This window comes from Arthrobacter vasquezii (assembly GCF_029455255.1).
Lineage (GTDB): Bacteria > Actinomycetota > Actinomycetes > Actinomycetales > Micrococcaceae > Arthrobacter_D > Arthrobacter_D parietis.
The window spans coordinates 1-21,620 of record NZ_JAROKN010000034.1 but is presented as its reverse complement, the minus strand read 5'-3'; the positions used below and the strand labels follow the sequence as shown (position 1 = coordinate 21,620).

General features: G+C 63.3%; 25 protein-coding genes and 1 pseudogene. 17 read left to right on the top strand and 9 right to left on the bottom strand.

Features of this window, described 5'->3' with window-relative positions; genetic code table 11:
• Positions 1-18: 18 nt before the first annotated feature.
• Positions 19-330, bottom strand: a complete 312-nt coding sequence (locus tag P4U43_RS12205; RefSeq protein WP_056545419.1) for a metal-sensitive transcriptional regulator — start codon at positions 328-330, stop codon at positions 19-21.
• 130 nt (positions 331-460) lie between these two features.
• Here P4U43_RS12205 and P4U43_RS12200 point away from each other — a divergent pair, with 130 nt between their 5' ends.
• Both P4U43_RS12200 and P4U43_RS12195 read left to right on the top strand, forming a co-directional pair.
• A complete protein-coding gene (locus P4U43_RS12200) occupies positions 461-1,120 on the top strand; it encodes a DUF305 domain-containing protein (RefSeq protein WP_277358982.1) in 660 nt (219 codons plus the stop codon).
• A gap of 59 nt (positions 1,121-1,179) precedes the next feature.
• Positions 1,180-1,824, top strand: a complete 645-nt coding sequence (locus tag P4U43_RS12195) for a DUF3105 domain-containing protein (RefSeq protein WP_277358981.1) — start codon at positions 1,180-1,182, stop codon at positions 1,822-1,824.
• A 70-nt stretch (positions 1,825-1,894) separates the two neighbouring features.
• On the opposite strand, the gene P4U43_RS12190 is transcribed toward P4U43_RS12195, so the two are convergent.
• Positions 1,895-3,442 (bottom strand): MFS transporter, encoded by a 1,548-nt coding sequence (locus P4U43_RS12190; protein WP_277358980.1) that lies wholly within the window; start codon positions 3,440-3,442, stop codon positions 1,895-1,897.
• A 63-nt stretch (positions 3,443-3,505) separates the two neighbouring features.
• Between P4U43_RS12190 and P4U43_RS12185 the strand changes: the two genes are divergently transcribed.
• The 4 genes from P4U43_RS12185 (at position 3,506) to P4U43_RS12170 (ending at position 5,595) form a co-directional block, all read left to right on the top strand.
• Complete coding sequence (locus P4U43_RS12185) at positions 3,506-4,063, top strand: TetR/AcrR family transcriptional regulator (RefSeq protein WP_277358979.1); 558 nt, start codon at positions 3,506-3,508, stop codon at positions 4,061-4,063.
• A gap of 73 nt (positions 4,064-4,136) precedes the next feature.
• Positions 4,137-4,679 carry a dihydrofolate reductase family protein gene (locus P4U43_RS12180; RefSeq protein ID WP_277358978.1) on the top strand — a complete coding sequence of 181 codons (543 nt, stop codon included), beginning with the start codon at positions 4,137-4,139 and terminating at the stop codon, positions 4,677-4,679.
• Between the two features lie 55 nt (positions 4,680-4,734).
• Positions 4,735-5,070: an ArsR/SmtB family transcription factor gene (locus P4U43_RS12175; RefSeq protein WP_277358977.1), complete on the top strand. Its 336-nt coding sequence runs from the start codon at positions 4,735-4,737 to the stop codon at positions 5,068-5,070.
• A 24-nt stretch (positions 5,071-5,094) separates the two neighbouring features.
• Positions 5,095-5,595: an SRPBCC family protein gene (locus P4U43_RS12170; RefSeq protein ID WP_277358976.1), complete on the top strand. Its 501-nt coding sequence runs from the start codon at positions 5,095-5,097 to the stop codon at positions 5,593-5,595.
• A 60-nt stretch (positions 5,596-5,655) separates the two neighbouring features.
• Here the strand turns inward: P4U43_RS12170 and P4U43_RS12165 are convergent, their stop codons facing one another.
• From P4U43_RS12165 to P4U43_RS12150, 4 genes are read right to left on the bottom strand one after another with little or no spacing between them, the layout of a single operon-like run.
• Positions 5,656-6,048 (bottom strand): universal stress protein, encoded by a 393-nt coding sequence (locus P4U43_RS12165; protein ID WP_277358975.1) that lies wholly within the window; start codon positions 6,046-6,048, stop codon positions 5,656-5,658.
• Positions 6,045-7,604, bottom strand: a complete 1,560-nt coding sequence (locus tag P4U43_RS12160; protein ID WP_277358974.1) for a tripartite tricarboxylate transporter permease — start codon at positions 7,602-7,604, stop codon at positions 6,045-6,047. Before P4U43_RS12160 ends, P4U43_RS12165 begins: the two co-directional genes overlap by 4 nt.
• Complete coding sequence (locus P4U43_RS12155; protein WP_277358973.1) at positions 7,597-8,145, bottom strand: tripartite tricarboxylate transporter TctB family protein; 549 nt, start codon at positions 8,143-8,145, stop codon at positions 7,597-7,599. The genes P4U43_RS12160 and P4U43_RS12155 overlap by 8 nt, the downstream gene beginning before the upstream one ends.
• A gap of 5 nt (positions 8,146-8,150) precedes the next feature.
• Entirely contained in the window at positions 8,151-9,149 is a 999-nt protein-coding gene (locus tag P4U43_RS12150) for a Bug family tripartite tricarboxylate transporter substrate binding protein (RefSeq protein ID WP_277358972.1), read from the bottom strand.
• 210 nt (positions 9,150-9,359) lie between these two features.
• Between P4U43_RS12150 and P4U43_RS12145 the strand changes: the two genes are divergently transcribed.
• Positions 9,360-10,970, top strand: coding sequence for a sensor histidine kinase (locus tag P4U43_RS12145; RefSeq protein ID WP_277358971.1), 1,611 nt, complete (start codon positions 9,360-9,362; stop codon positions 10,968-10,970).
• A complete protein-coding gene (locus P4U43_RS12140; RefSeq protein ID WP_277358970.1) occupies positions 10,967-11,695 on the top strand; it encodes a response regulator in 729 nt (242 codons plus the stop codon). Before P4U43_RS12145 ends, P4U43_RS12140 begins: the two co-directional genes overlap by 4 nt.
• On the opposite strand, the gene P4U43_RS12135 is transcribed toward P4U43_RS12140, so the two are convergent.
• A complete protein-coding gene (locus P4U43_RS12135; RefSeq protein WP_318533027.1) occupies positions 11,692-12,078 on the bottom strand; it encodes a hypothetical protein in 387 nt (128 codons plus the stop codon). The two genes, P4U43_RS12140 and P4U43_RS12135, sit on opposite strands and share 4 nt — an antisense overlap.
• Before the next feature lie 284 nt (positions 12,079-12,362).
• Here P4U43_RS12135 and P4U43_RS12130 point away from each other — a divergent pair, with 284 nt between their 5' ends.
• Genes P4U43_RS12130 through P4U43_RS12120 form a run of 3 tightly spaced genes read left to right on the top strand, consistent with a single transcriptional unit; the run spans position 12,363 to position 14,041 of the window.
• Positions 12,363-12,608 (top strand): hypothetical protein, encoded by a 246-nt coding sequence (locus P4U43_RS12130; RefSeq protein ID WP_277358969.1) that lies wholly within the window; start codon positions 12,363-12,365, stop codon positions 12,606-12,608.
• 3 nt (positions 12,609-12,611) lie between these two features.
• Positions 12,612-13,514, top strand: a complete 903-nt coding sequence (locus P4U43_RS12125; RefSeq protein ID WP_277358968.1) for an FHA domain-containing protein — start codon at positions 12,612-12,614, stop codon at positions 13,512-13,514.
• Between the two features lie 2 nt (positions 13,515-13,516).
• The gene (locus tag P4U43_RS12120) at positions 13,517-14,041 is read left to right on the top strand and encodes a 2'-5' RNA ligase family protein (RefSeq protein WP_277358967.1); all 525 of its coding nucleotides are present in this window, start codon (positions 13,517-13,519) and stop codon (positions 14,039-14,041) included.
• On the opposite strand, the gene purB is transcribed toward P4U43_RS12120, so the two are convergent.
• Positions 14,038-15,477, bottom strand: coding sequence for an adenylosuccinate lyase (gene purB / locus P4U43_RS12115; protein ID WP_277358966.1), 1,440 nt, complete (start codon positions 15,475-15,477; stop codon positions 14,038-14,040). The two genes, P4U43_RS12120 and purB, sit on opposite strands and share 4 nt — an antisense overlap.
• Before the next feature lie 170 nt (positions 15,478-15,647).
• Here purB and P4U43_RS12110 point away from each other — a divergent pair, with 170 nt between their 5' ends.
• Positions 15,648-15,947 carry a hypothetical protein gene (locus P4U43_RS12110; RefSeq protein ID WP_277358965.1) on the top strand — a complete coding sequence of 100 codons (300 nt, stop codon included), beginning with the start codon at positions 15,648-15,650 and terminating at the stop codon, positions 15,945-15,947.
• Entirely contained in the window at positions 15,944-17,218 is a 1,275-nt protein-coding gene (locus P4U43_RS12105) for an alpha/beta hydrolase family protein (protein ID WP_277358964.1), read from the top strand. Before P4U43_RS12110 ends, P4U43_RS12105 begins: the two co-directional genes overlap by 4 nt.
• Here P4U43_RS12105 and P4U43_RS12100 read toward each other — a convergent pair.
• Positions 17,180-17,584: a phage holin family protein gene (locus tag P4U43_RS12100; protein ID WP_277358963.1), complete on the bottom strand. Its 405-nt coding sequence runs from the start codon at positions 17,582-17,584 to the stop codon at positions 17,180-17,182. The two genes, P4U43_RS12105 and P4U43_RS12100, sit on opposite strands and share 39 nt — an antisense overlap.
• Before the next feature lie 105 nt (positions 17,585-17,689).
• On the opposite strand from P4U43_RS12100, the gene P4U43_RS12095 reads away from it, so the two are divergent.
• The 4 genes and pseudogenes from P4U43_RS12095 to P4U43_RS18075 all read left to right on the top strand — a co-directional run.
• Positions 17,690-18,829, top strand: coding sequence for a histidinol-phosphate transaminase (locus P4U43_RS12095; RefSeq protein ID WP_277358962.1), 1,140 nt, complete (start codon positions 17,690-17,692; stop codon positions 18,827-18,829).
• 123 nt (positions 18,830-18,952) lie between these two features.
• Complete coding sequence (pdhA, locus tag P4U43_RS12090; RefSeq protein WP_277358961.1) at positions 18,953-20,125, top strand: pyruvate dehydrogenase (acetyl-transferring) E1 component subunit alpha; 1,173 nt, start codon at positions 18,953-18,955, stop codon at positions 20,123-20,125.
• Positions 20,125-21,099, top strand: coding sequence for an alpha-ketoacid dehydrogenase subunit beta (locus P4U43_RS12085; RefSeq protein WP_277358960.1), 975 nt, complete (start codon positions 20,125-20,127; stop codon positions 21,097-21,099). Before pdhA ends, P4U43_RS12085 begins: the two co-directional genes overlap by 1 nt.
• 10 nt (positions 21,100-21,109) lie before the next feature.
• Positions 21,110-21,493: pseudogene (locus P4U43_RS18075) on the top strand (biotin/lipoyl-containing protein); the annotation flags it as partial.
• Positions 21,494-21,620: the final 127 nt, after the last annotated feature.

The following is a 21,620-nucleotide window of genomic DNA, read 5'->3' as shown; positions in this document are numbered from 1 at the left end:
TTCGGTGATGTGCAGGAATTACCGCAACAGCCGGCTGATGGCCGCTGTTGCCTCCTGAACTTTTTCGTTAACTGCCCGGGGGTCTCCGGACGCCTGTGACTCATTTGCGGCACCGACGACGCAGTGAGCAATGTGCTCTTCAAGGAGCCCGATGCTGACCGCATGCAGTGCCTTGTTCACGGCGGAAACCTGGGTGAGGACGTCAATGCAGTACTTGTCCTCCTCCACCATCCGCGCAATTCCACGGACCTGACCCTCAATGCGCTTAAGCCTGAGGAGGTAGGCCTCCTTGTCAGCGGTGTAACCGTGTTCCGTTGTTGTCTGCGTCATGATTCCTCCCGGTTGTCACTCCAACATATACCCGGCGGGGGTATGCGTCAAGTACCCCTAGGGGGTATGGATTGGGAACGATTCGCCCGGTGCCCTACGTTAGATAGCAAGACACGAAAGGCAACCCCTCATGACCCTCAACCTTGAGGCGTGGCAGAAGCGCGTCCTCCTCCTTCTCGGCCTCATCGCGGTGGCCGCCCTATTTGCCCTCGCCTTCACCGCGGGCAGGGTGGCGGCAGATCCTGAGACGCCGGGGACCAACAGTGCGGACGCTGGATTCGCGCGTGACATGCAGGTCCACCATTCCCAGGCCGTGGAGATGTCGCGCATCGTGCGTGACCAGACTGACGACGTCGTCATCCGCACTATTGCGTATGACATCGCCATGACCCAGCAGCACCAGGTCGGCCAGATGTACGCCTGGCTGGAGGAATGGGGTCTGCCGCAAAGCAGTGATGCGGATCGGATGGCGTGGATGGCAGGCAGCGGACACACCGCACATGCCGATGGCGGCACCGGCGCCGAGGGCGAGGGTGCCGCCGCCGCGGACACTCTGATGCCCGGCATGGCAACGCCCGAAGAAATGCAGGCGCTCGCCGAGGCGACCGGCGAGGACGCTGAGCGGCTGTACCTCGAGCTCATGATTGACCACCACATAGCCGGTGTGGACATGGCTCAGGCGGGTGTGGATTTGGCGGAGGACCCGGAACTGCGCGAGCTCGCCCGCAAGATGGCGGCCGGCCAGCAGATTGAGATCGTGGAGATGGAAAAGCTCCTGGCGCAGCTCTAGGCCACCCGCCCGGTACATTTAGACCCGAACCCTTACAAAAACAGAAGGAAATCAGCGCGTTGAATAAGAAACGAGCTCAGGAGAACGTGGACCGGCAGGCACGGTTGAAGGCGCTCCAGTCACAGCAGCGGGCCAGCGAACGGAAGCGGAACAGCCTGATCTTCGGCGGCATTGCACTGGTGATTGTCGCCATCATCGTCGCTGTCACCATCGTAATTGTGCAGCAGGTGCGGGAGAACGATCGCCTGGATGCGCTCGCCGAGCAGCCCATTGAGGGTCTTGAAACCATCGAGGTGACATCCTTCGAGCACGTCCCCGGACCCGTTGAGTATGAGCAGGATCCTCCCGTCGGTGGGAACCACAACGCCATCTGGACCAACTGCGGCATCTACACGGAGCCGATCCCCAATGAAAACACCGTCCACTCCCTTGAGCATGGCGCTGTATGGATCACGTACCAGCCGGATCTGGAGCAGTCCGAGATCGATGCCCTCACCGATCTCGTGGGGGAGCGGAGCTACGTCCTCCTGAGCCCTTACGAAGGCCAGGAATCACCGATCATGGCGAGCGCCTGGGGCCTTCAGCTGGGCGTTGACTCGGCTGACGATGAGCGTCTCGTTGCCTTTCTCACCAAGTACATCCAGGGCGAGCAGACCCGCGAGCCGGGTGCGGCCTGCAGCGGAGCGCTTGACCCCTCCGCCTAACCCTTACCTTGAATGAGCAGGACACGCCCCTTATCCCTCGGGATAGGGGGCGTGTCCTGCTTAATGAGGCTCAGGCGGCGGACGGCTTGCGCAGACTCCAGAAGGCTAGGCCGGAAGCGGCGAGCATGAGAACCGCGCCGATTCCTGACGTAAGAACAACGCCGCTGTCGAACGCGTGGAACGCCGACTCCAACAGGAGCGCCCCGCTCTCCGAAGGCAGTTCCGACGCGACGTTGATGGCGCCGCCCAGCGTTTCTGTCGCCGTCGTTCCCTGTTCAGGACTCAGCCCGGCAGGAAGCCTCAGGTGCTCCTGGTAGGAAGCGAGCAGGATGCTGCCGAGGAGCGCGGTGCCGAAGACGGAGCCGACCTCGTAGGCAGTCTCCGAGATGGCTGACGCTGCGCCCGCTTTCGCTGCCGGCACGCTGGACAGGATCAGGTCGTTCGACACCGTCTCGGATGCCCCCACGCCCGCGCCGAGCAGCACGAAGGCCGCAAGCAAGGCGCCGATCGATCCGCCCTGGCTCAGCAGCGCGACAAACGCATATGCTCCCGCCGAAAGCAGCAGGGCAGCCGGGACCACCACATGTGGTGCAACTTTCCGGACCAGCGGCACGACGGCGAGTCCCGCAACAATCGTCATGACCAGGCCGGGCACCAGGACCGCGCCGGCCTCCAGCGGACTGAGCCCGAGCACCAGCTGCAGATGCTGAGACACGAAGTAGAGAAACCCGACCAGCGAGAAGATTGCCAGCAGGTTCACCAGCACCGCACCGGTGAATGGCCGCACGGTGAAGAGGCGCACGTCGAGCATGGGATTCTGCCGCCTCAACTGGCGGCGGACAAACGCGGTACCCGCGGCAAGACCAACGACGACGGCGGCAGCAACCACCGCTGCGGACCCGCCTTTCGCGAAGGTCTTGATGGCGAAGACGATGGGCAGCATGGTGCTGACGGAGAGCATGATGCTCAGGTAGTCGACGCGGCCCGGGTTGGGATCCGCTGACTCCGGAACCAGCAGGGGCGTAACAACGAGAAGGACCAGGAGTACGGGAACAGCCAACAGGAACACCGAGCCCCACCAGAAATGCTCCAGGAGTGCGCCGCCCACCAGCGGACCGAGGGCAGCACCCGCCGAAAAACCGGCTGCCCAGACCGCGACAGCGAGGCGGCGCTGGTTCCGGTCGAGGAAGATGTTTCGGATGAGGGAGAGCGTTGACGGCATCAGCATGGCGCCGAACACACCGAGACCAACGCGGGCTGCCACCAGAAACTCGGCCGTGGGTGCGAAGGCGGCAACCACGGAAAAGACAGCAAACCCGGTGGCGCCGATCATCAAAAGCCGGCGCCGTCCGAATCGGTCGCCGAAACTGCCCATTGCAACCAGTAAGCCGGCGAGGACCAGCGGGTAACTGTCGATGATCCACAGCAGGGTTGTACCGCTGGTGTTGAACGCAAGCGAGATTTCCGGCATGGCGAAACTCAGGACCGTATTGTCCACTGCCACCAGCAGCACCGGCAGCATCAGAGCCGCCAGCGCCCACCACTCACGGCGACCGGCACGCGGAGGGACAGCGAGCGAGCGGGTGGCAGCCGGGACAGAAGTGTAGAACTGGGTCATGGGTTTAAGCTATACCGTCCAGCCGGTACAGTAAAGCGAATCGGCGTCAGTATGATGAAGGTCATGGCCAGTGCCCGCGAACGGATTCTTGACAGCTACGAAAGCATCCTCATCAGCGATGGGGAGCGCAGTGCCACCATGGAATCGGTGGCCGCGGCAGCGGACGTGTCCAAGGGTGGGCTGCTCTATCACTTCCCATCCAAGGAGGCCCTCGTTGACGGGCTTGCTGATCGCCTCGAGAGTCTCGTTGCCCGGGACCGGGAGGCAATGGCGGCGGATCCGGAAGGTCCGGCGCGCTATTACGTCCGTACCTCCATGTATGAGAACAGCCCCCTGGACCGGGCGCTCGTAGCCATGGCGCGCCTCGCTCAGCAGGGCCACCCGAAAGCACAGGAAACCTTCGCGCTCATTCAGGAGCAGTGGCTGGGTGCCCTCGAATCCGAGCTCGGGAGCCGCGCCGTTGCCCGCGCCGTGAAGCTGTTAGGAGACGGACTGTATTACGACGCCGCGTTCTTCGCCGGCGCGGCTTCCGAACAGCAGAGCGGGGATGACCTCAAGGACGTCCTCGCAATCGTGGACCTGATCGTCCGGGAGGGTGCACAGATCCAGCGAGGGGCATAGCCGCTGTGCTGAGGGCGCTTGAATTCGAGGCCACCGCTGCCCTGGAAACACGTGCCGGGTCTACGATGCTTCCATGACTCAGCGGCAGTGGTCCGGGCATGTGTTCATTGGCATGAGCGTCGACGGGATGATCGCAAGGGCCGACGACAGCCTCGATTGGTTGACAGGCGACGCATCAGCCGGGGAGGCCAACAATCCGGACGTATCAGGTTTCACTGGATTCATGGCTTCGGTCGACCACCTGGTGATGGGCAGAAGCACCTATGACGTGGTGCAAGGGATGGGGGAGTGGTTCTCCGGCGATACACCGGTGCTCGTGTTGAGTACCACGCTCGAAACGGATGACCCCCGTATCCGGATTGTGCGCTCACTCGGCGAGGCCACTGCGCTGCTGGATGACGACGGCGCCCGCAACGTCTATGTGGACGGCGGCAGAACTGTGCGCACCTTCCTTGCCGCTGGTTTGATCCGAACTCTCACCCTCACGCGGGTTCCTGTTCTCATTGGCGAAGGGAAACCACTGTTCGGCGCACTCTCGGCCGATGTGCGGCTGCAGTTGGACGACGTGAGAGCACTCAAGGACGGGGCTGTGCAGACCCGTTACACGGTCCTCTGAAAATTTCCGCAATACCCCTTGACCCCTGCACCATGGAGGAATAATCTACAACCAAATGGTTGTAGATCAGCTTTCGGAACCTGAAGTGGACCGGTTGTTCCACGCACTCGCGGACAGCACGAGACGCAGCATTGTGCTCCGAGCAATCAGCGAGGAGTACTCAGTTTCAGCCCTGGCTGCGCACTACGCCATGAGTTTCGCGGCGGTGCAGAAGCACGTAGCGGTGCTGGAACAGGCGTCGCTGGTCACCAAGGAGAAACGCGGAAGGGAGCAGATGGTGCGTGCCAACCGGGAAACAGTTCGGAAGGCGCGGCAGCTGCTTGACGAGTTCGAGTTGATCTGGCGGCAGCGCGTCGACCGGATCACCGAGATCCTCGCAGAGGATGAGTAGTCGATATCAGGAAAGGTAGTCATCATGGCTGTCATCAGTACCGAAAAGGACCTCGAGGCGCTCAGCCTCACGATCGTTGCGGAGTTTGACGCCGCCGTCGAACGCGTCTGGCAGATCTGGGAGGATCCGCGTCAGCTCGAGCGTTGGTGGGGCCCGCCGACGTGGCCGGCCACGTTCGACAAGCACGAGTTCCGCGAGGGCGGCTCGTCAAGCTATTTCATGACGGGCCCGGATGGGGAGAAGAGCCGCGGCTGGTGGAAGTTCACCGCGATTGATTCGCCCCGGCGGCTGGAGTTCAACGACGGCTTTGCCGATGAGTCCGGTGCCCCCACGGGCGAAATGGGGGAGACCCACGCCGTCGTCATCCTGGAGGAGGTTGAAGCGGGCCGCACACGGATGACGGTGGCATCCAGCTTCGAGAGCGCCGAGCAATTGCAGCAGATGATCGAGATGGGTATGGAGGAGGGGCTCAAGGAGGCAATGGGCCAGATCGACGAGATCCTGGCAGAGCGGGCCAGCGTGTGAGGCCGGAAAAAGCAATGGCCCCGGCGGATATCTCCGCCGGGGCCATTCACCTGTCAGCAGTCAGGCCTTCACCGCAAGCACGTTGCAGCCAGCGCCCAACAGGATCGACTGCGCGGTGGAACCCATGATCAGCTTGCCCACCGGTGTTCGGTGACGCAGCCCGATCACGATGAGTTCGGCGGCATGGCGAACAGCCGCCTCCAGCACGTCCTCCGCGGCCGTGTCCTTCGACGTTCCGTGATGGACGGTGAAGTCCACTCCGGAAGTCCGCAGCGTGTCCTGCAGGCGGGACATGTCGTCGTCGTCGGCGTAGGTCGGGTCCACCAGGCGGTCCGCGCGGGTGGTGTTGACCACCACGAGTGTCGCGCCGCGTTGGCGAGCCTCGTCAACCGCGGCTGTCGCGGCGGCGTCACCCAGCGCATTCGGCACGTAACCGAGTACAACAGCACTCATTTTCCGCCTTCTTTCAGCTCGACGGTGGCAACAGGGGTTTCATCGGCCACCTCGGACTCCATGGCCTTCTGACGTTTCTTCAACCAGAAGGAGAGGGCAAAGATGACAATGAGCACCGCGTAGATGGTCGCGGCGATCGGTGTGCTGACCAGTGCGGTTGGATCACCCTGCGAGATGGCAAGCGAACGCCGGAGCTGATCCTCGAAGATCGGACCGAGGATGAGTCCCACCACCATCGGAGCGATCGGATAGCCGTAACGGCGCATGAAGAATCCGAGTACGCCGATAACCAGCAGGACAAACACGTCCACCGGGGTGAAGTTCACTGAGAAGGCGCCCATCGCAGCGAAGACCATGATTCCGGAGTAGAGGTAGGGCCGGGGGATCTGCAGGATCTTGACCCAGATACCCACGAGCGGCAGGTTCAGGACCAGCAGCATCAAGTTGCCCACGTAGAGGCTCGCAATCAGCGCCCACACCAGTGCACCCTCAACCTCGAACAGGAGGGGTCCGGGCTGGATGTTGTAGCGCTGGAACGCGACGAGCATCATGGCTGCAGTGGCCGTCGTCGGAATGCCAAGCGTCAGCAGCGGAACCAGGACACCGGCCGCGGCCGCGTTGTTGGCAGACTCGGGACCGGCGACGCCCTCGATGGCGCCCTTGCCGAACTGCTTCTTCCGCTCGCCCTTCGCGAGCTTCCGCTCGGAGGCGTAGGACAGGAAGGTTGCGACGTCCGCACCGCCGGCGGGAATGGTTCCCACCGGGAAGCCGATGAACGTTCCGCGAAGCCAGGGTTTCCAGGACCGCTTCCAGTCCTCCGTGCGCATCCAGTTGGTCCAGCGCCCGGCCACGGGAATCACCTTGACGGGACCGTGGCGGAGGCGGGAGGCGACATAGAGCGCCTCACCCACCGCGAAGAGCGCCACTGCCACCAGAACGACGTCGATACCGTCCGCCAGGAACGGGTTGCCGAACGTGTACCGCTGCTGGGCTGTCAGCGCGTCGACGCCGATCAGGGCAATGAACAGGCCCAGCGCCAGCGACGCAAGCCCCCGCAGCACGGAGGCACCGAGCAGTGCCCCGACGGTCAGGAACGCAACGATCATGAGCGCCACGTACTCGGTGGGCCCGATCTGCACTGCGAATTCAGCGACATAGGGTGCAACGAAGCTCAGTAGCACGGTGGCGACCGTGCCGGCAATGAACGAGCCGATCGCCGCCGTCGCCAGTGCCGCGGCGCCCCTGCCCGCCTTGGCCATCTTGTTGCCCTCAAGTGCGGTCACAATGGAGGCTGATTCGCCGGGCGTGTTCAGGAGGATCGAGGTTGTGGAGCCGCCGTACATGCCGCCGTAGTAGATGCCCGCAAAGACGATGATCGCCGCCGTGGGGTCAAGGCTGTACGTGATGGGCATGAGCAGTGCCACGGTCATGGCCGGGCCGATGCCCGGCAGGACGCCTACAGCGGTACCCACCAGCACGCCGCCGAGCGCGTACAGCAGGTACATCGGCTGCATCGCAACGCTGAAACCCTCAAGCAATGCCATGAAATTATCCATTGAAGATTTCAACTCCTTCCAGGAGGAAACCGGCCGGCAGCGAGACCCCGAGAAGTCCCGCGAACACGAACTGGAGGATCAGCGCGAGAACGACGGCGATGATTGCGTTGCGCCACCACGGCTTGGCACCGAGGGACCAGGCGGCACCGAAAAAGAGGACGGCGGCCGCTACCGGCCAGCCGAGCGGAACAATGAGTGCGATGTGAATGGCGAGGAACCCGACGAGCTTGCCGACGGTGAGCCAGTCGGTCTTTACGTTGGGGTCAATGTCCTCGCCTTCCTCGGCAGCACCGGTGTGTCCGCGAAGGAGCTGGATGACCAGCCCGATGCCGATGGCCACCATGATGCCGGAGACGATGAACGGGAAGACACGGGGGCCAACAACGCCCGCGGACGGCGGGATGGGAATCTGCGCGCCGGCAACGAAACCGACGACGCCGACGCCGACGATCATTCCCGCGAAGATCAGTTCGCCGAGGGGCCGGGCGGTCGCGGCTTTCGTGCCGCTCCCGCCCGGCGCCTCGTTGATTGAAGAGCTCATCGCCGTTACAGCAGACCGATCTCGGTCAGCGTGGTCTTTACGGCGGCGATGTCTTCGGTCAGGAAGGCGTCGAACTCCTCGCCGGCAAGGAAGGCGTCGTCCCAGGCGTTGGTTTCAAGCGTGGTCTGCCAGGCTTCGGTTTCGGACATTTCGGTGACCAGTTCGGTCAGCTCGGCTGCCTTGGCCTCGTCGATGGTTCCCGGGGCCACAACGCCGCGCCAGTTGGTCAGCACCAGGTCCACGCCCTCATCCGTCAGGGTGGGAACGTCCGGCAACAGAGCTGCGGGCTCTGCACCTGACACTGCGAGTGCACGCAGCTTGCCGGCCTTCACCTGTTCGGCGTACTCGCCGACGCCTGAGATGCCGGCAGACACCTTGTTACCGAGCAGCGCAGCGAGCGACTCACCGCCGCCGGAGTAGGGAATGTAGTTGAGGCTATCGGGGGCGATTCCGGCCTCTTTCAGCATCTGGCCTGCGAGGATGTGGTCAGCGCCGCCGGCTGATCCGCCGGTGATGGAAACGCCCTGACCGTCCTTCTCGACTGCGGAGAGGAGATCGTCGATGCTCTGGAACGGTGAATCGGCCGGCACGACGACGATCAGCGGTTCTTCTGTCAGCCGCGCAATGGGCGTGGTGTCTTCGATACGCGTTTGGGCTGCATTGGTTTCGACGGCGCCGACCATGACGTAGCCCATCACCATGAGTGTGTTGGGGTCCTGCTCGGTGGCCAGCTGCGCAAGCCCGTTTGTGCCGCCCGCGCCGCCGACGTTCACTACCGAAGCGTTGCCCACCAGATCGTTATCCTGCAGATCCTTCTGCATGGCACGGCCGGTCTGATCCCAACCGCCACCCGGATCGGCGGGGACGATGATGTTGAGCCGGTCGATTCCGGACTCGGCTTCCGTGCCGCCGGACGTGCTGCCGCAGGCGGACAGGGCAAGGACAGATGCGACGCCGATGGCGCCTACAGCCGACAAGCGCTTCATTGTGCTCTCGTGCTTCATTGGGTGGAACCTTCCTACGTTCAATACCGACATGTGATGCGCCTCACCACACGTTCCGGTCCAGCGTAGGAAGGGAAGAGCCGCGCGGGAACCATACGGTCACAATGTGCGTAGTGGTCTTTATGGTCATGAGAAAGTTCCGGATCCAGCGTTGGCTTTCCGCCGGATCCATACACCCGATCATGCGAGAATGGAAGGATGATCCGGTCAATGTCGCTTAGATCACAGCTGTTCTTCCTGCAGCTGCTGATTGTGCTGATCATTGTGCTGGTTGCCGGCACCGTCGCCGTCCGGATGCAGGAACAGCAGATTCGCGATGCCTACCAGGGCCGCATGGTCGGAGTGGCGCAATCAATCGCCCAGTTGCCGTCCGTCGTGGACGCGTTCGACGACGAGGATCCCAGCGCGGTCATCCAGCCGATTGCTGAACTCACCACTCAGGCCACTGGAGTCACGTATGTGGTGGTGACTGACGACGTCGGAATCCGGTATTCACACCCGAACCCGGACATGATCGGTCAGATGGTGTCCACTGATCCATCCGTCCCGCTGTCCGGTGAAACTTTCGTGGGCACGCAGACCGGAACACTCGGCGAGTCATGGCGCGTGAAGGTTCCCATTCGGGGGGAGGACGGAACCGTGATCGGGACCGCCTCGGTGGGTACCCTGGAGTCGACTCTCGCGGCGGATCTCCAGGAAGACCTGCCGGTGCTCCTTGCCTGGCTCATTGTGGCTGCGCTTGCCGGAACCGCTGGATCAATCTGGATCTCACGGCTGATCTGGCGCCGCATCTACCGGCTCGAGCCCGAAGAAATCGCAGCGCTGCTCGAGACCCGTGACGCCATGCTCCACGGCATCGGCGAGGGGGTGGTCGCGCTGGATGAACGCGGACGCCTGGCCGTGCTCAATGACGAGGCCAAGCGGTTGCTCGATCTGGGTGATGAGGTGATGGGCCGTCCGGCAAGCGCCGTCCTGGAACCCGCCCTGGCCGGCATGTTCGGTTCGGCAGGGGACGCCGATGAGACCGTTCTGGTGGGTGAACGGGTGCTCCTCGCCCGCTCAAGCGACGCCGTCGTTGACGGTCGCCGCGTGGGAAGCGTGCTGGTGTTGCGCGACCGCACGGAACTCCACCAGCTGCTGCTGGACCTGGATGGTGCGCGTGATGTCACGCAGGCCCTCCGCAGCCAGGCGCATGAGTTCGCAAATAAGATGCACGTCATCTCGGGTTTGCTCGAGCTTGGCCGCACAGACAAGGCGGTGGATTTCATTTCCCGCTCAGGTCATGGCGGGTCGGTGGTGTCCGGAGACTTCTCGCCCGGTGTCAGCGATCCGGACACCGCAAGTCTCCTCATGGCCAAGACCACCATCTGCGCCGAAAAGGGCATCAGTTTGATCGTGGACGAGGCTTCGGCCTTCGAGGCGGACGGCACCACGGATCCGGTGACGGTGTTGGGGAACCTCATCGATAACGCCGTCGACGCCGTCGGTTCCAACGGGACAATCCACGTCCGGCTCACCTCTGACGCCGGCGGCTGTTCCATAGCGGTGTCCGACGACGGCCCCGGGATCCCCGAACACCTGCGCTCGCAGGTGTTTGCAACGGGGTTCTCAACCAAGGACGCCGCAGGCGCAGGTTCCCGCGGCTTCGGACTGGCGCTCGTGCAACGCGTTGCAGAGCGCCGCGCGGGCAGCGTGACGCTCACGGAGTCGGTGCTGGGCGGCGCTCACATTGCGGTGACGCTCGGCCCGGCGCCTGTTCCGCTGGAGCAGAAATTTCCGAGCTCAGTGGAACCTCACGCCGCCGGGGTGCTCGCTCCGTGAGCCTGATTCGAACGCTGGTCGTCGACGACGATCAGGAGATTGCCGGTGTGCACTCAGGGTTCCTGCTTGCGCACGGAGGCTTCGACGTCGTTGGCGTGGCAAATTCCGGCGGCGAGGCGCTTGAGAAGGTGCGTGAAATGAAGCCGGAGCTGATGCTGCTCGATATTCATTTGCCGGACATGTCCGGAATCGACGTGCTGCGGGCCGCCCGCACCATCCCCGGTGACCCGGTGGACATCATTGCCATCACAGCGGCCCGGGAACTGGAAACGGTGCGTGCGGCAATGGCTGGCGGGGTACTTCATTACCTCGTCAAGCCATTCAACTCGAAGGTCCTGATGCAGCGGCTGGACGACTACGTTCAGCACCGCGCGAGCATCGCGGAGCACAGCTCCGTTTCAGCCGGTCCCCTGGATCAGGACCGCATCGACAGGTTGCTCTCCGCGACGCCGGCGAGGACTCCGCCGACGCCGCCTCCGATGCTGACAGAATCCTTGCCGAAAGGGTTGTCCCAGCCCACCCTTGAATCCGTGGTCGGTGCGCTCCGGACCTCCGGCGTCGGCTTCTCTGCGTCCGAGGTTGCCGCCCAGCTCGGTCTCGCAAGGGTGAGCGCGCGGAGGTACCTTGAGTACCTCGTGACGAAGGGCAGCGCGCGCATTGTGCCGAAGTACGGTGCGGCGGGCAGGCCGGAGAAGTTCTATGTGTGGACGGGTGCCCAGCGCTAGACATGGCGCAGGTACCGGTCAGGCGCCTTCAGGAATTCACGCCAGTTGTCCACGAGCGCCAGGTCCTCCCATTCCCGCTCCCGCAGCCCCCATTCGCCCACCTCGAGAATCTGCGCCTCCGGCAGGGCGGCGAGAAGCGGGGAGTGGGTCGACAGGAGCACTTGGGACTTGCCGTCCGCGAGCAGCTGCTTGAGCACCCCCACCAGCGCCAGGCATCCGGAGAAGGACAGCGCTGATTCCGGCTCATCCAGCACCCATAGGCCGGCTCCGCGGAAACGGTCGACGACCAGTTCCAGGAAGGATTCCTCATGGGACGTGTCGTGGAACGCTGCATCCCCACGGCTACTGGGGTTTTTCTCCAGGTAGGTGAAGAATCCGTGCATGGTCTCCGCTCGAGGTCCAGCCCTTCCTGCAGAACCTGCGCAACCGGCGCCAGCGTGGCTGGCCATACAGTGCGTGCCAAGGTCTTGTCCCGGGCCTCCTCCACGCGCCGGACGGGGTACCGGTCGAATGCCATGGCCCCATTCTGGCAGTCCGCACTTACAGCTTCTGCCAGTCTGTGGATGAAGGGTTCACTTGTGGGCCGGCGCGGGTTAGGCTCGGACTTGTCAGGTCAGGCGGGTAGAGGGCGCCGGACAGAACCGAAAGTACGCAAGGAAAATTCGCCATGTCTGAAAACACCTCTGTTGATAACAACCGCAGCATCCGGGACTGGGCAGACCTCGCCGAGGAAATGTGGTCCTATCTCACCGGTAAGGGCGCTGCCGTCAATTACAGCTTCATCGACATGACCGTCGAAGTGCCGCGGGACATCGGCCCGGACGCACCCCGCGCAACCTGGAAGCTGAACGGAACCGTACGGGTCACCACCAGCGACAACGACGCCGCGGGCTCCGACACCCACCGGAGCTGACCCGTGTCACAGCGGGTACGCCTCGACATCGATCTCGCCTTCTCATTCTCGGAGAACGACGACGGCGGATCCACCCGCGCCACAAGCGGCACCGTCAGCGCGGCCGGGTCCGAGGTGACCATCTACTGCGAGGATCCAGCGGTAGCAGGCTTCGGGGGTATGCCCTCTCTGGAGAGTGTCCGCGAGCTCGCAGCGAACCTGGCCACCAAGGGCCTCACCGTGACCATCGCCGGTCCTGCCGGAACCCTGGTAAGCATCGGCAAGGTGGAAACGTCCATGGCCCAGCGCCTGATGACGCGGTCAGCGCACATCCGTGCGGGCTCAATCACGGCACTGGCTCCTCTGATCCGGGGCGGCAGCCGCAAATCCAGCGTGCCGCTACTGCCGCCGTCGACCCCGTTTCCCCTCGTTCCCACGGTGAACCGCCGCATCCGTCGCCAGGTGACCACCACCCACCACACGAGGGGCAGCGGGCGTCCGCGCCTCATCTTCGTGCAGGATTCCGAGACCTGGAACGGGCAGGTCCCTCGTGAAGTGAATCTGGTTGGGGAGAAGCTGGTGATAGGAAGCTCGCCGGACGCCGACCTGGTGCTCGACGGCCTGCTTCCCGTGCATGCCACAGTAGAGCACAACGTCGACGACGAGTACGTGCTCATACCGCATGGACCCGTTCGGGGAAGTGTGCGGTCGGACGGACCGTCCATCCTGAGGACCGGCGCACGTGTCCAGCTCGGTGACTGGTGCCTCGCATACTTCCGCGAGGAATATGCCGACCACGGGCGTCCATTCGGCGGCCGCAGCGGCGGCGAGATGGCGTACCAGCGGCCGCAATACGATCCAAGATCAGGCACGGTCGAGGAAGACGGCTCCTTCGGCATCGGAGACTACCGGCAGAATCCGCGCTGACGATGGACAGTGTGGAACTCCTCCTCGAAGCAACCGGGGAGGAGCTTCTGCGCTCAGATTGGGACATCCTCAAGCGGGCCGGCTTACCTTCCCAGGCACGGCATACCGCGGCTTCGAACCGCGCTCATATCACCCTGCTGGCTGCGCCACGGATTCCGGCTGAGTATGACAGCACTCTTGCGGCGCTCGCCGAGGCGCTGCCGCTTCCCATCCACACGGCGGGTCTGGTGCTGTTCAGGACCGGCCGGGGCCAGGTGCTGGCGCGCCTCGGCGTCGTCAGTAGAGCACTTCTTGACTTTCATCAAACCGTGCACCAAGCTCTCGACGGCGTGCCGGGTGTCACCGGGAACTGCGTCCCTGACCGCTGGGTACCGCACATCACGCTCGCCCGCGGCATGACGTCGGGGCAGGTGGCTGAGGCATTGGACTTGCTGCCCGGCGATCACGGCCAGCTCATTCTCCCCACCCTGCGGCGCTGGGACAGCCATGAAAAAACGACGACGGCGCTTGGCAGCACGACCGGTTAGCGGAGGTGGTCCACAAGATGTTCCGCAATGCCCGTGTAGGTTGCTGGAGTGAGAGCGAGCAGCCGTTCCTCGGCCTCCGCTGAGAGCCCCAGTTCGAGAACGAATTCACGCATTCGAGCTGCGTCAACGCGGTGTCCACGGGTGAGGTCCTTCAGCCGCTCGTAGGGGTCTTCCATGCCCGGAGTTCCAGCGATCGCCTCGGCACGCATCACCATCTGGACGGCTTCCCCAAGGACCTCCCAGTTGGTGTCCAGGTCAGCAGCCAGCACGGACTCCGCGACATCCAGGCGATCGAGCCCCTTGGAGACGTTGGAGATGGCCAGCAGTGAATGCCCGAAAGCCACACCGATGTTGCGCTGGGAGGAGGAGTCGGTCAGATCGCGCTGCCACCGTGAGGTCACCAGAGTGGAGGCCAGGACATCCAGGAGCGAGCAGGAGATCTCAAGGTTGGCCTCTGCGTTCTCGAATCGGATGGGATTGACCTTGTGCGGCATGGTCGAGGAACCGGTTGCTCCCGCTACCGGCACCTGCGCGAAGTAACCGATCGAGATGTAGCTCCATACGTCCGTGCAGAAGTTATGCAGGATGCGGTTGAAGCGGGCAACGTCGGCGTACAGTTCGGCCTGCCAGTCGTGGGATTCAATCTGCGTGGTCAGCGGGTTCCACGTCAGGCCCAGCCCTTCCACGAATTCCCTGGCGACGCTCTGCCATTCGGCGCCCGGCACGGAGGCGACGTGGGCGGCAAAGGTGCCGGTTGCCCCGTTGATCTTCCCCAGGTACTCCGTACGGCGGGCGCGTTCGAGCTGCCGGGACAGGCGGTGCGCAACGACGGCGAGCTCCTTGCCCAGGGTGGTGGGCGTGGCGGGCTGTCCATGGGTCCGAGACAACATGGGGACGGACCGGGATTCTTCGGCCATTGCCGTGATCTGGTCCACGAGCGCCTCCGCCGCAGGAAGCCAGACATTCTCCACTGCGCCCTTCACCCCGAGAGCGTAGGACAGGTTGTTGATGTCCTCAGAGGTGCAGCCGAAGTGGACGAGGGGTTTCAGGCGGCTGATGCCGATGCCTTCAAGCCGGCTTCCAATGAAGTATTCAACCGCCTTGACGTCATGCACCGTGACCCGCTCAATTTCGGCGAGTTCGCTGACCGCGCTGCCATCAAACGAAGTGACAATCTCCCGGAGCGCTGCTTCCTGCACGTCGGTGAGTGGAGCCGTTCCAGGCAGGACGCTCTTGCGGGTGAGGTGGATCAGCCACTCCACTTCCACGTGAACGCGATCCCGGTTGAGTGCAGCTTCAGACAGGTAATCGACCAGCGGAGCAACTGCTGGACGGTATCTCCCGTCGAGGGGCCCAAGGGCGATCGGCACCTGGCTGTCACCCTGGTGAATCGATACGGACGCAAGGTTGACCCGGGAGGAAGGAGTGTGCGGCATGGGTCCAATCATTCCATGACCGGCGGTATACCTCCCATGCGTGACAACTCCTTCACAGGCACAGGATTCCAGCGGGATATCAACATACGCCCCGTCTGCCGAGCGCCGGACCTTCGTCGGCGCCTAGCGTCATGGGCAGATACAACAGCGAGGTGAGGAGAGTGCGGAGCATGTATCTCAGTATGTCGTCGGGCTTAATTTGCGAGCAGGAGCCTAGCGAGGCAGCACGCGACTTCGCCAGACAACTGCGTCTACAGGCCGATGTTGTCGACGCCGTGCGCGAGCGGCTCGGTGTCGCTCGGAGTATCGGCTGGGAATCTCCGGCAGGACGCAATTTCCGCGCATATCTGATCGAGAGGGAAACCGGCCTTCGCAGCGCATCAGTTCTCTTGCGTGAGGCCGCTGTATCAATGGAGGGGTATGGGGTTGCACTGCGTATGGGCGAAACAACAAACGGCTCGCAAATATGAGCACCGAGCATGACCTGACACCCGTGCACACGTCACCGGACGTCGACGGCGTCGCAAGGGTTATTGGCGGCGTCGGAGGCATCCGCTTCCAATGGGATGAGCTGGACAGGGGAGCGCAGATTGTTGCAGACGCTGGGCAAGAACTAAGCAGTGCGGCCGAGACCGTTGCCGCTGTGGACGCCCGATTGTCGACGCTCCAGTTGATGGCAGCAGGCAACGCAGTTGCTACCGCCGCGTCGTTCTCAACTGGCGCAGCGGCCGCAGAAGCGATCAACCTGGCGCGCCGAAGGCTCCTTGACAGCAGTTCTGAGCTCCGGAGCACCGCGGACAAGATCCGGTTGAGCCGCTTTGCGTATGAGGCGGCTGATGTCGTGGTTCGTGGGCTCATCGGTGACACGCGAACTGCTGGAGATCCTTTTGGTTCGCTCCCACTGGTGGCTGCTCCGTTGACCGTCGAGCACACACGATCGGAGACCGCACGCCTGGATGGAACCGTCGACAACTTGTTGGCGCAGGTCTCCCACGCCAGCGCAGAGCCAGGAAGCGCCTTCGAGATCCTTGAAGTGGCGGGCGAATCAGAATCTACCTATGTTGTGGTGATTCCAGGCTCGGAAGGGAGTAGTTGGGAAGAACCTTTCAGTTTCCATGGCGTGGCAGAGGCGCGAGGAATGAACAGTGCGTACGTCGGCGATGCTGTGGCTCGCGCTTTGGAAGGCGTAGATGCCGAAGAGGGCGCCACAGTGGTTCTCGTTGGCTACAGCCAGGGCGGCATGCATGCGATGAACCTCGCCAACAGCGGCCCTGTGTCTGAGAAGTACTCCATCGCTCACGTTGTGACGGCGGGATCGCCGGTGGAACTGGAGGAAACCCCCGATGAGACCACATTCCTCCATCTTGCCCATACCTGGGACATCGTGCCCCATGTAGACCTCCTTCCGCGTGAAGACCAGCCCAACCAGGTTTCCGTGGTCCTCGACCACCACGCCAAACTGGCGGAAGGAGAAGAATTTGGTTTAGGCCCGGCGCACAAGATCGACAGTTACCGAGAAGGCGCACAAGCCGTGGACCTGAGCACGCACCCTTCAATTGCACCGGTTACTGCGGCGCTCGGCGCGGCTGTTACGGGAGCCTCGGCCAAGCGTCACGTTTTCCAGATCACCCGTCCTTCGTTGCTGGGCCCGCAGCCGGCGCCGCCCAACGCACCACGCAGCGAACGGAAGCTGGGCCCGGTGCTAACGCCTGGTTCCGGTGATCGAACCCGCAACAAGTGAGACAAGGCTGATGATGATCGCTCCCAGGATCGCGGTCCAGAAGAAGTCGTCAACCACGAAGCCGATAAGCGTGAAGGAGGTCAGCCAGGAGGTCAGCATCAGCATGCCTGCATTGATGATGATCGTGAAGAGCCCGAGGGTAAGGATAGTCAGGGGCAGTGAGAGCAGGGACACGACGGGCCTGACCAGCGCGTTGACAATCCCGAATACCAGACCAACGAAGAGGTACGAGAGCACGCTTGCGACGGTTTCATTGGTGGACACTTCAGCAGCGGCTTCCGACCCCACCTCGATGCCGGGCAGCAGCCATGCTGCCACCCAGAGGGCAAGAGCATTGATGAGTACCCTCACTATGAACCTGAGCATGCACCAATGCTGTCACATCTCCGGTTGCGGTTCATCGATCCGGCAGAAGTTCCGGTGTTCCGCCGACGCCCCGACGTGCATCCCCTGCCCAGTACGCTTGTGCACATGAGTGCACCCGAACACCACACCGATGCTGCTGCGGAAGAGGTCACCCGCATCCACCCGCGCAGCGTACTTGGCCGCCTACCCCGTTACGCCGCCGGGAAACCCCCGGTAGTGATCGAGGGCCTACAAAGCTTCAAGCTTTCTTCAAACGAGAATCCGCTTCCACCGCTCCCGGCAGTACTGCAGGCGATTGGCAGTCAGACGGCAGTCAACCGCTACCCGGATCCCATGACTACAACACTGCGCACCGAACTCGCGGCTTTTCTGGGAGTGCCTCCCGAGGACATCGTCACCGGCGCCGGAAGCCTCGGAGCGCTGAATCAGATCCTCGCCGCATTCGCAGGTCAGAACGATTACGACGCACCCGACGAGGTCATCTACCCCTGGCGGTCTTTCGAGGCATACCCGATCTGCGTCGGACTGGCCGGAGCCATGAGCGTGCAGGTCCCACTGCTTCCGGATTCGACCCATGACCTCGACGCGATGGCATCAGCAATCACCGACCGCACCCGGGTGATCCTCCTATGCACACCGAACAACCCGACCGGCCCGGCGTTGGCAGAGCAGGAAGTGCGCGGTTTCCTCGCCAAGGTGCCGAGAAACATCGTTGTGGTGCTGGATGAAGCGTACGTGGAGTTTGTTCGGAAAGAAGAGGCCGTCGAGGGCCTTCAGCTATACCGCGATTACCCCAACGTCATTGTCCTTCGCACTTTCTCCAAGGCTCATGGCCTCGCCGGGCTGCGGGTCGGGTACTCCATCTCCCGGCCGGCACTCACCGAGCACCTTCGTGTCAGTGCAACCCCTTTCGCGGTGTCCCAGATTGCCGAGCATGCGGCAGTCACCTCCCTGCAGCACATTGACGAGGTTCGGGAACGGGTTCAGACGATCGTTGACGAACGCAACCGCGTGGTCGACGGGCTGAAGCACCTCGGCTGGGAGGTGCCGGAGGCCGAGGGTAACTTCATCTGGCTCGCGCTCGGAGAAAACACGCCGGAATTCGCAGCATTGGCGGAACAGCAGGCTCTCTCCGTCCGGCCCTTCGGCGTAGAAGGCATCAGGGTGAGTATCGGCGAACCCGAGGCAAACTCACGGTTCCTCGAGCTTTGTGCAACGTACACAAAGGGTCCGGGAGTTTCCTAGCACTTCACAAATAGGACGTGGGCGCCGTCGTCGTTACTCTTGTAGGATTGCGCATGCACTGCAGTGCATGAACGGTCGAATAGATATAACGCCCACGGAATATTACCTGCGAGGATCCACAGTATGGCCACATCCCGCCTGCCTGCGGCCGAGTTTGATGCAGAGGAGCAGCTCGACGCCCGGCACCTGCCGGAGTTCCCTCGGGACCCGTCCGGCATGGTGCAGATGCTCTCTCCTGAAGGGGAGCTCAAGAGCTCGGCCTTCAGGGGCTATCTCCCCGCGGAGGATGAGCTGGCCGCGCTGTATCGGGACATGTACCTGATCAGGCGCTTCGATCAGGAAGCTACCGCACTTCAGCGTCAGGGAGAGCTTGCGCTGTGGGTGCCGATGCGCGGCCAGGAGGCAGCGCAGATCGGCTCCGCGCGCGCCATGCAGGTCCAGGACTACGCGTTTCCCACGTACCGCGAGCATGGCGTCGCGGTGGCGCGCGGAGTCGCCCACGCGGACCTGCTCAAGCTGTTCCGGGGCGTCACCAACGGTGGATGGAACCCCAAGGACACCAACTTCCATCTGTACACACTGGTACTCGCGGCCCAGTGCCTGCACGCCGTCGGTTACGCCATGGGCATGCAGCGGGATCAGTTCGCGGAGCCATCGTTGCCAAAAGCCGCGACGGTGGCCTACTTCGGAGACGGCGCCAGTTCCGAGGGCGACGTCCATGAATCGATGGTCTTCGCCGCGTCCTTCAACGCGCCCGCGGTCTTCTTCTGCCAGAACAACCACTGGGCCATTTCGGTACCCACGGAAGTCCAGTCCCGGGTTCCCCTGGCGCACCGCGCTCAGGGGTACGGTTTCCCCGGGATCCGTGTTGATGGCAACGACGTCCTCGCCGTGCAGGCCGTCACGCGTTGGGCGTTGGATCGCGCGCGAAACGGCGGGGGACCTGTGCTCATCGAAGCCTTCACCTACCGGATGAGTGCACACACCACTGCCGATGACCCCACGAAGTACCGCCTCGCCACCGAGGAGGAGCAGTGGGTCGCCCGAGATCCACTCACCCGTGTAGAACGTCACCTGCGCGCAGCCGGCACCGGTGACGATTTCTTTCAGCAACTGGAGGAGGAGGCGGTGGGGCTCGCCAAGGACCTGCGCACCGCCGTCCTGTCCATGAGCGCGCCCGGGCTTGAGCACCGCTTCGCCACAACGTACGCGGAGGCCCATCCACTCATTCAGGAGGAGCTGAAAGCCTGGAGAGACTATGAAGCGGGCTTCGACGTCGAGGGAGGTGCCCGCTAATGGCAGTGATGACCATAGCCAAGGCAATCAACGAGGGCCTCAGGGCCGCGCTCGGCGCGCACCCTAGTGCCCTCCTCATGGGCGAGGACATCGGGGATCTCGGAGGTGTCTACCGGGTCACGGAGGGGCTCAAGGCACAGTTCGGGGCGGAACGCGTGGTGGACACCCCGCTGGCCGAGTCCGGGATCATCGGCACTGCCATCGGTCTTGCCCTGCGGGGGTACCTCCCCATCTGCGAAATCCAGTTTGACGGGTTCGTGTTTCCTGGGTTCAACCAGATCACCACTCAGCTGGCAAAGATTCACGCCCGCAGCGACGGACTGTTGACCGCGCCGGTTGTCATTCGTATTCCCTACGGCGGCGGGATCGGGAGCGTGGAGCACCATTCAGAGTCGCCCGAAGCGCTCTTCGCCCACACCGCAGGCCTGCGGATCATCACCCCGTCCAATCCGCATGACGCGTACTGGATGATTCAGCAGGCGGTGGCCTGCGCGGATCCGGTGATCGTTTTTGAGCCGAAACGCCGCTACTGGCTGAAGGGGGAAGTGGACGTATCGGCGGTGCCCGCCAGCCCGTTCCAGGCAGAGGTGCTCCGCGAAGGCACCGATGCCACCATTGTGGCGTACGGGCCGCTGGTACCGGTGGCTCTCGCCGCAGCGAACGCGGCCGCTGAAGACGGCACAAGCGTCGAGGTCATCGATCTGCGGTCCATTTCACCGATCGACTTCGACACCGTCACGGAGTCGGTACTCAAGACCGGCCGCTTGCTGATAGCACACGAAGCGCCTACCTTCGGTGGCATCGGCGGGGAGATCGCCGCGCGCATCACTGAGCGCGCCTTCCTGTCCCTCGAGGCGCCGGTCACCCGGGTGGGCGGATTCCACCTGCCGTACCCCACTGCACGCACCGAGGAACACTACCTGCCGGACCTCGACCGCATCCTGCACTCGCTCGACACGGTGCTCGCCTACTAGAAGGACTCCCATGACGCTGAATACCTTCAACCTTCCTGACGTGGGCGAGGGTCTCACGGAGGCCGAGATTGTCCGTTGGCAGGTACAACCCGGTGCAACCGTCGCCGTCAACGACGTGATCGTCGAGATCGAAACAGCCAAATCGCTTGTTGAGTTGCCGTCTCCCTACGCCGGTGTGGTTGCCGAACTCCTTGTTCGGGAGGGCGAGACGGTCGAGGTGGGCACCCCGATCATCTCCGTTTCGGACTCTCCACTCGCCGAGCCCGGCGCAACGGACGATGCGCCGGCCGCGGCCCACGTCCCCGGTGAACTTGTCACTCCACCTGCAGCGCCAGCAACACCGGCTGCGGACGCCAACGCACCCTTGGTCGGAACCGGCCCCAAGGCCGATTCCTCCCGCTGTTGCCCAGGCGTTCGATGACGCTGATTACCGCGCGGTGACGGACATCCTCGGACGGTACTACTCGATCGTCCTCACTGACTCCGGCACCGGTATGGTGCACTCGGTTATGAAGGGGACC

Excerpts from the sequence above, each read along its gene's own strand:
- P4U43_RS12200 (WP_277358982.1), top strand. The coding sequence starts at position 461 with ATGACCCTCAACCTTGAGGCGTGGCAGAAGCGCGTCCTCCTCCTTCTC.
- P4U43_RS12145 (WP_277358971.1), top strand. The coding sequence starts at position 9,360 with ATGTCGCTTAGATCACAGCTGTTCTTCCTGCAGCTGCTGATTGTGCTG.
- pdhA (WP_277358961.1), top strand. The coding sequence starts at position 18,953 with ATGGCCACATCCCGCCTGCCTGCGGCCGAGTTTGATGCAGAGGAGCAG.
- P4U43_RS12180 (WP_277358978.1), top strand. The coding sequence starts at position 4,137 with ATGACTCAGCGGCAGTGGTCCGGGCATGTGTTCATTGGCATGAGCGTC.
- P4U43_RS12165 (WP_277358975.1), bottom strand. The coding sequence starts at position 6,048 with ATGAGTGCTGTTGTACTCGGTTACGTGCCGAATGCGCTGGGTGACGCC.
- P4U43_RS12205 (WP_056545419.1), bottom strand. The coding sequence starts at position 330 with ATGACGCAGACAACAACGGAACACGGTTACACCGCTGACAAGGAGGCC.
- P4U43_RS12110 (WP_277358965.1), top strand. The coding sequence starts at position 15,648 with ATGTATCTCAGTATGTCGTCGGGCTTAATTTGCGAGCAGGAGCCTAGC.
- purB (WP_277358966.1), bottom strand. The coding sequence starts at position 15,477 with ATGCCGCACACTCCTTCCTCCCGGGTCAACCTTGCGTCCGTATCGATT.
- P4U43_RS12130 (WP_277358969.1), top strand. The coding sequence starts at position 12,363 with ATGTCTGAAAACACCTCTGTTGATAACAACCGCAGCATCCGGGACTGG.
- P4U43_RS12175 (WP_277358977.1), top strand. The coding sequence starts at position 4,735 with ATGGTTGTAGATCAGCTTTCGGAACCTGAAGTGGACCGGTTGTTCCAC.
- P4U43_RS12170 (WP_277358976.1), top strand. The coding sequence starts at position 5,095 with ATGGCTGTCATCAGTACCGAAAAGGACCTCGAGGCGCTCAGCCTCACG.
- P4U43_RS12135 (WP_318533027.1), bottom strand. The coding sequence starts at position 12,078 with ATGCACGGATTCTTCACCTACCTGGAGAAAAACCCCAGTAGCCGTGGG.
- P4U43_RS12085 (WP_277358960.1), top strand. The coding sequence starts at position 20,125 with ATGGCAGTGATGACCATAGCCAAGGCAATCAACGAGGGCCTCAGGGCC.
- P4U43_RS12190 (WP_277358980.1), bottom strand. The coding sequence starts at position 3,442 with ATGACCCAGTTCTACACTTCTGTCCCGGCTGCCACCCGCTCGCTCGCT.
- P4U43_RS12150 (WP_277358972.1), bottom strand. The coding sequence starts at position 9,149 with ATGAAGCACGAGAGCACAATGAAGCGCTTGTCGGCTGTAGGCGCCATC.
- P4U43_RS12100 (WP_277358963.1), bottom strand. The coding sequence starts at position 17,584 with ATGCTCAGGTTCATAGTGAGGGTACTCATCAATGCTCTTGCCCTCTGG.
- P4U43_RS12160 (WP_277358974.1), bottom strand. The coding sequence starts at position 7,604 with ATGGATAATTTCATGGCATTGCTTGAGGGTTTCAGCGTTGCGATGCAG.
- P4U43_RS12120 (WP_277358967.1), top strand. The coding sequence starts at position 13,517 with ATGGACAGTGTGGAACTCCTCCTCGAAGCAACCGGGGAGGAGCTTCTG.
- P4U43_RS12155 (WP_277358973.1), bottom strand. The coding sequence starts at position 8,145 with ATGAGCTCTTCAATCAACGAGGCGCCGGGCGGGAGCGGCACGAAAGCC.
- P4U43_RS12105 (WP_277358964.1), top strand. The coding sequence starts at position 15,944 with ATGAGCACCGAGCATGACCTGACACCCGTGCACACGTCACCGGACGTC.
- P4U43_RS12185 (WP_277358979.1), top strand. The coding sequence starts at position 3,506 with ATGGCCAGTGCCCGCGAACGGATTCTTGACAGCTACGAAAGCATCCTC.
- P4U43_RS12095 (WP_277358962.1), top strand. The coding sequence starts at position 17,690 with ATGAGTGCACCCGAACACCACACCGATGCTGCTGCGGAAGAGGTCACC.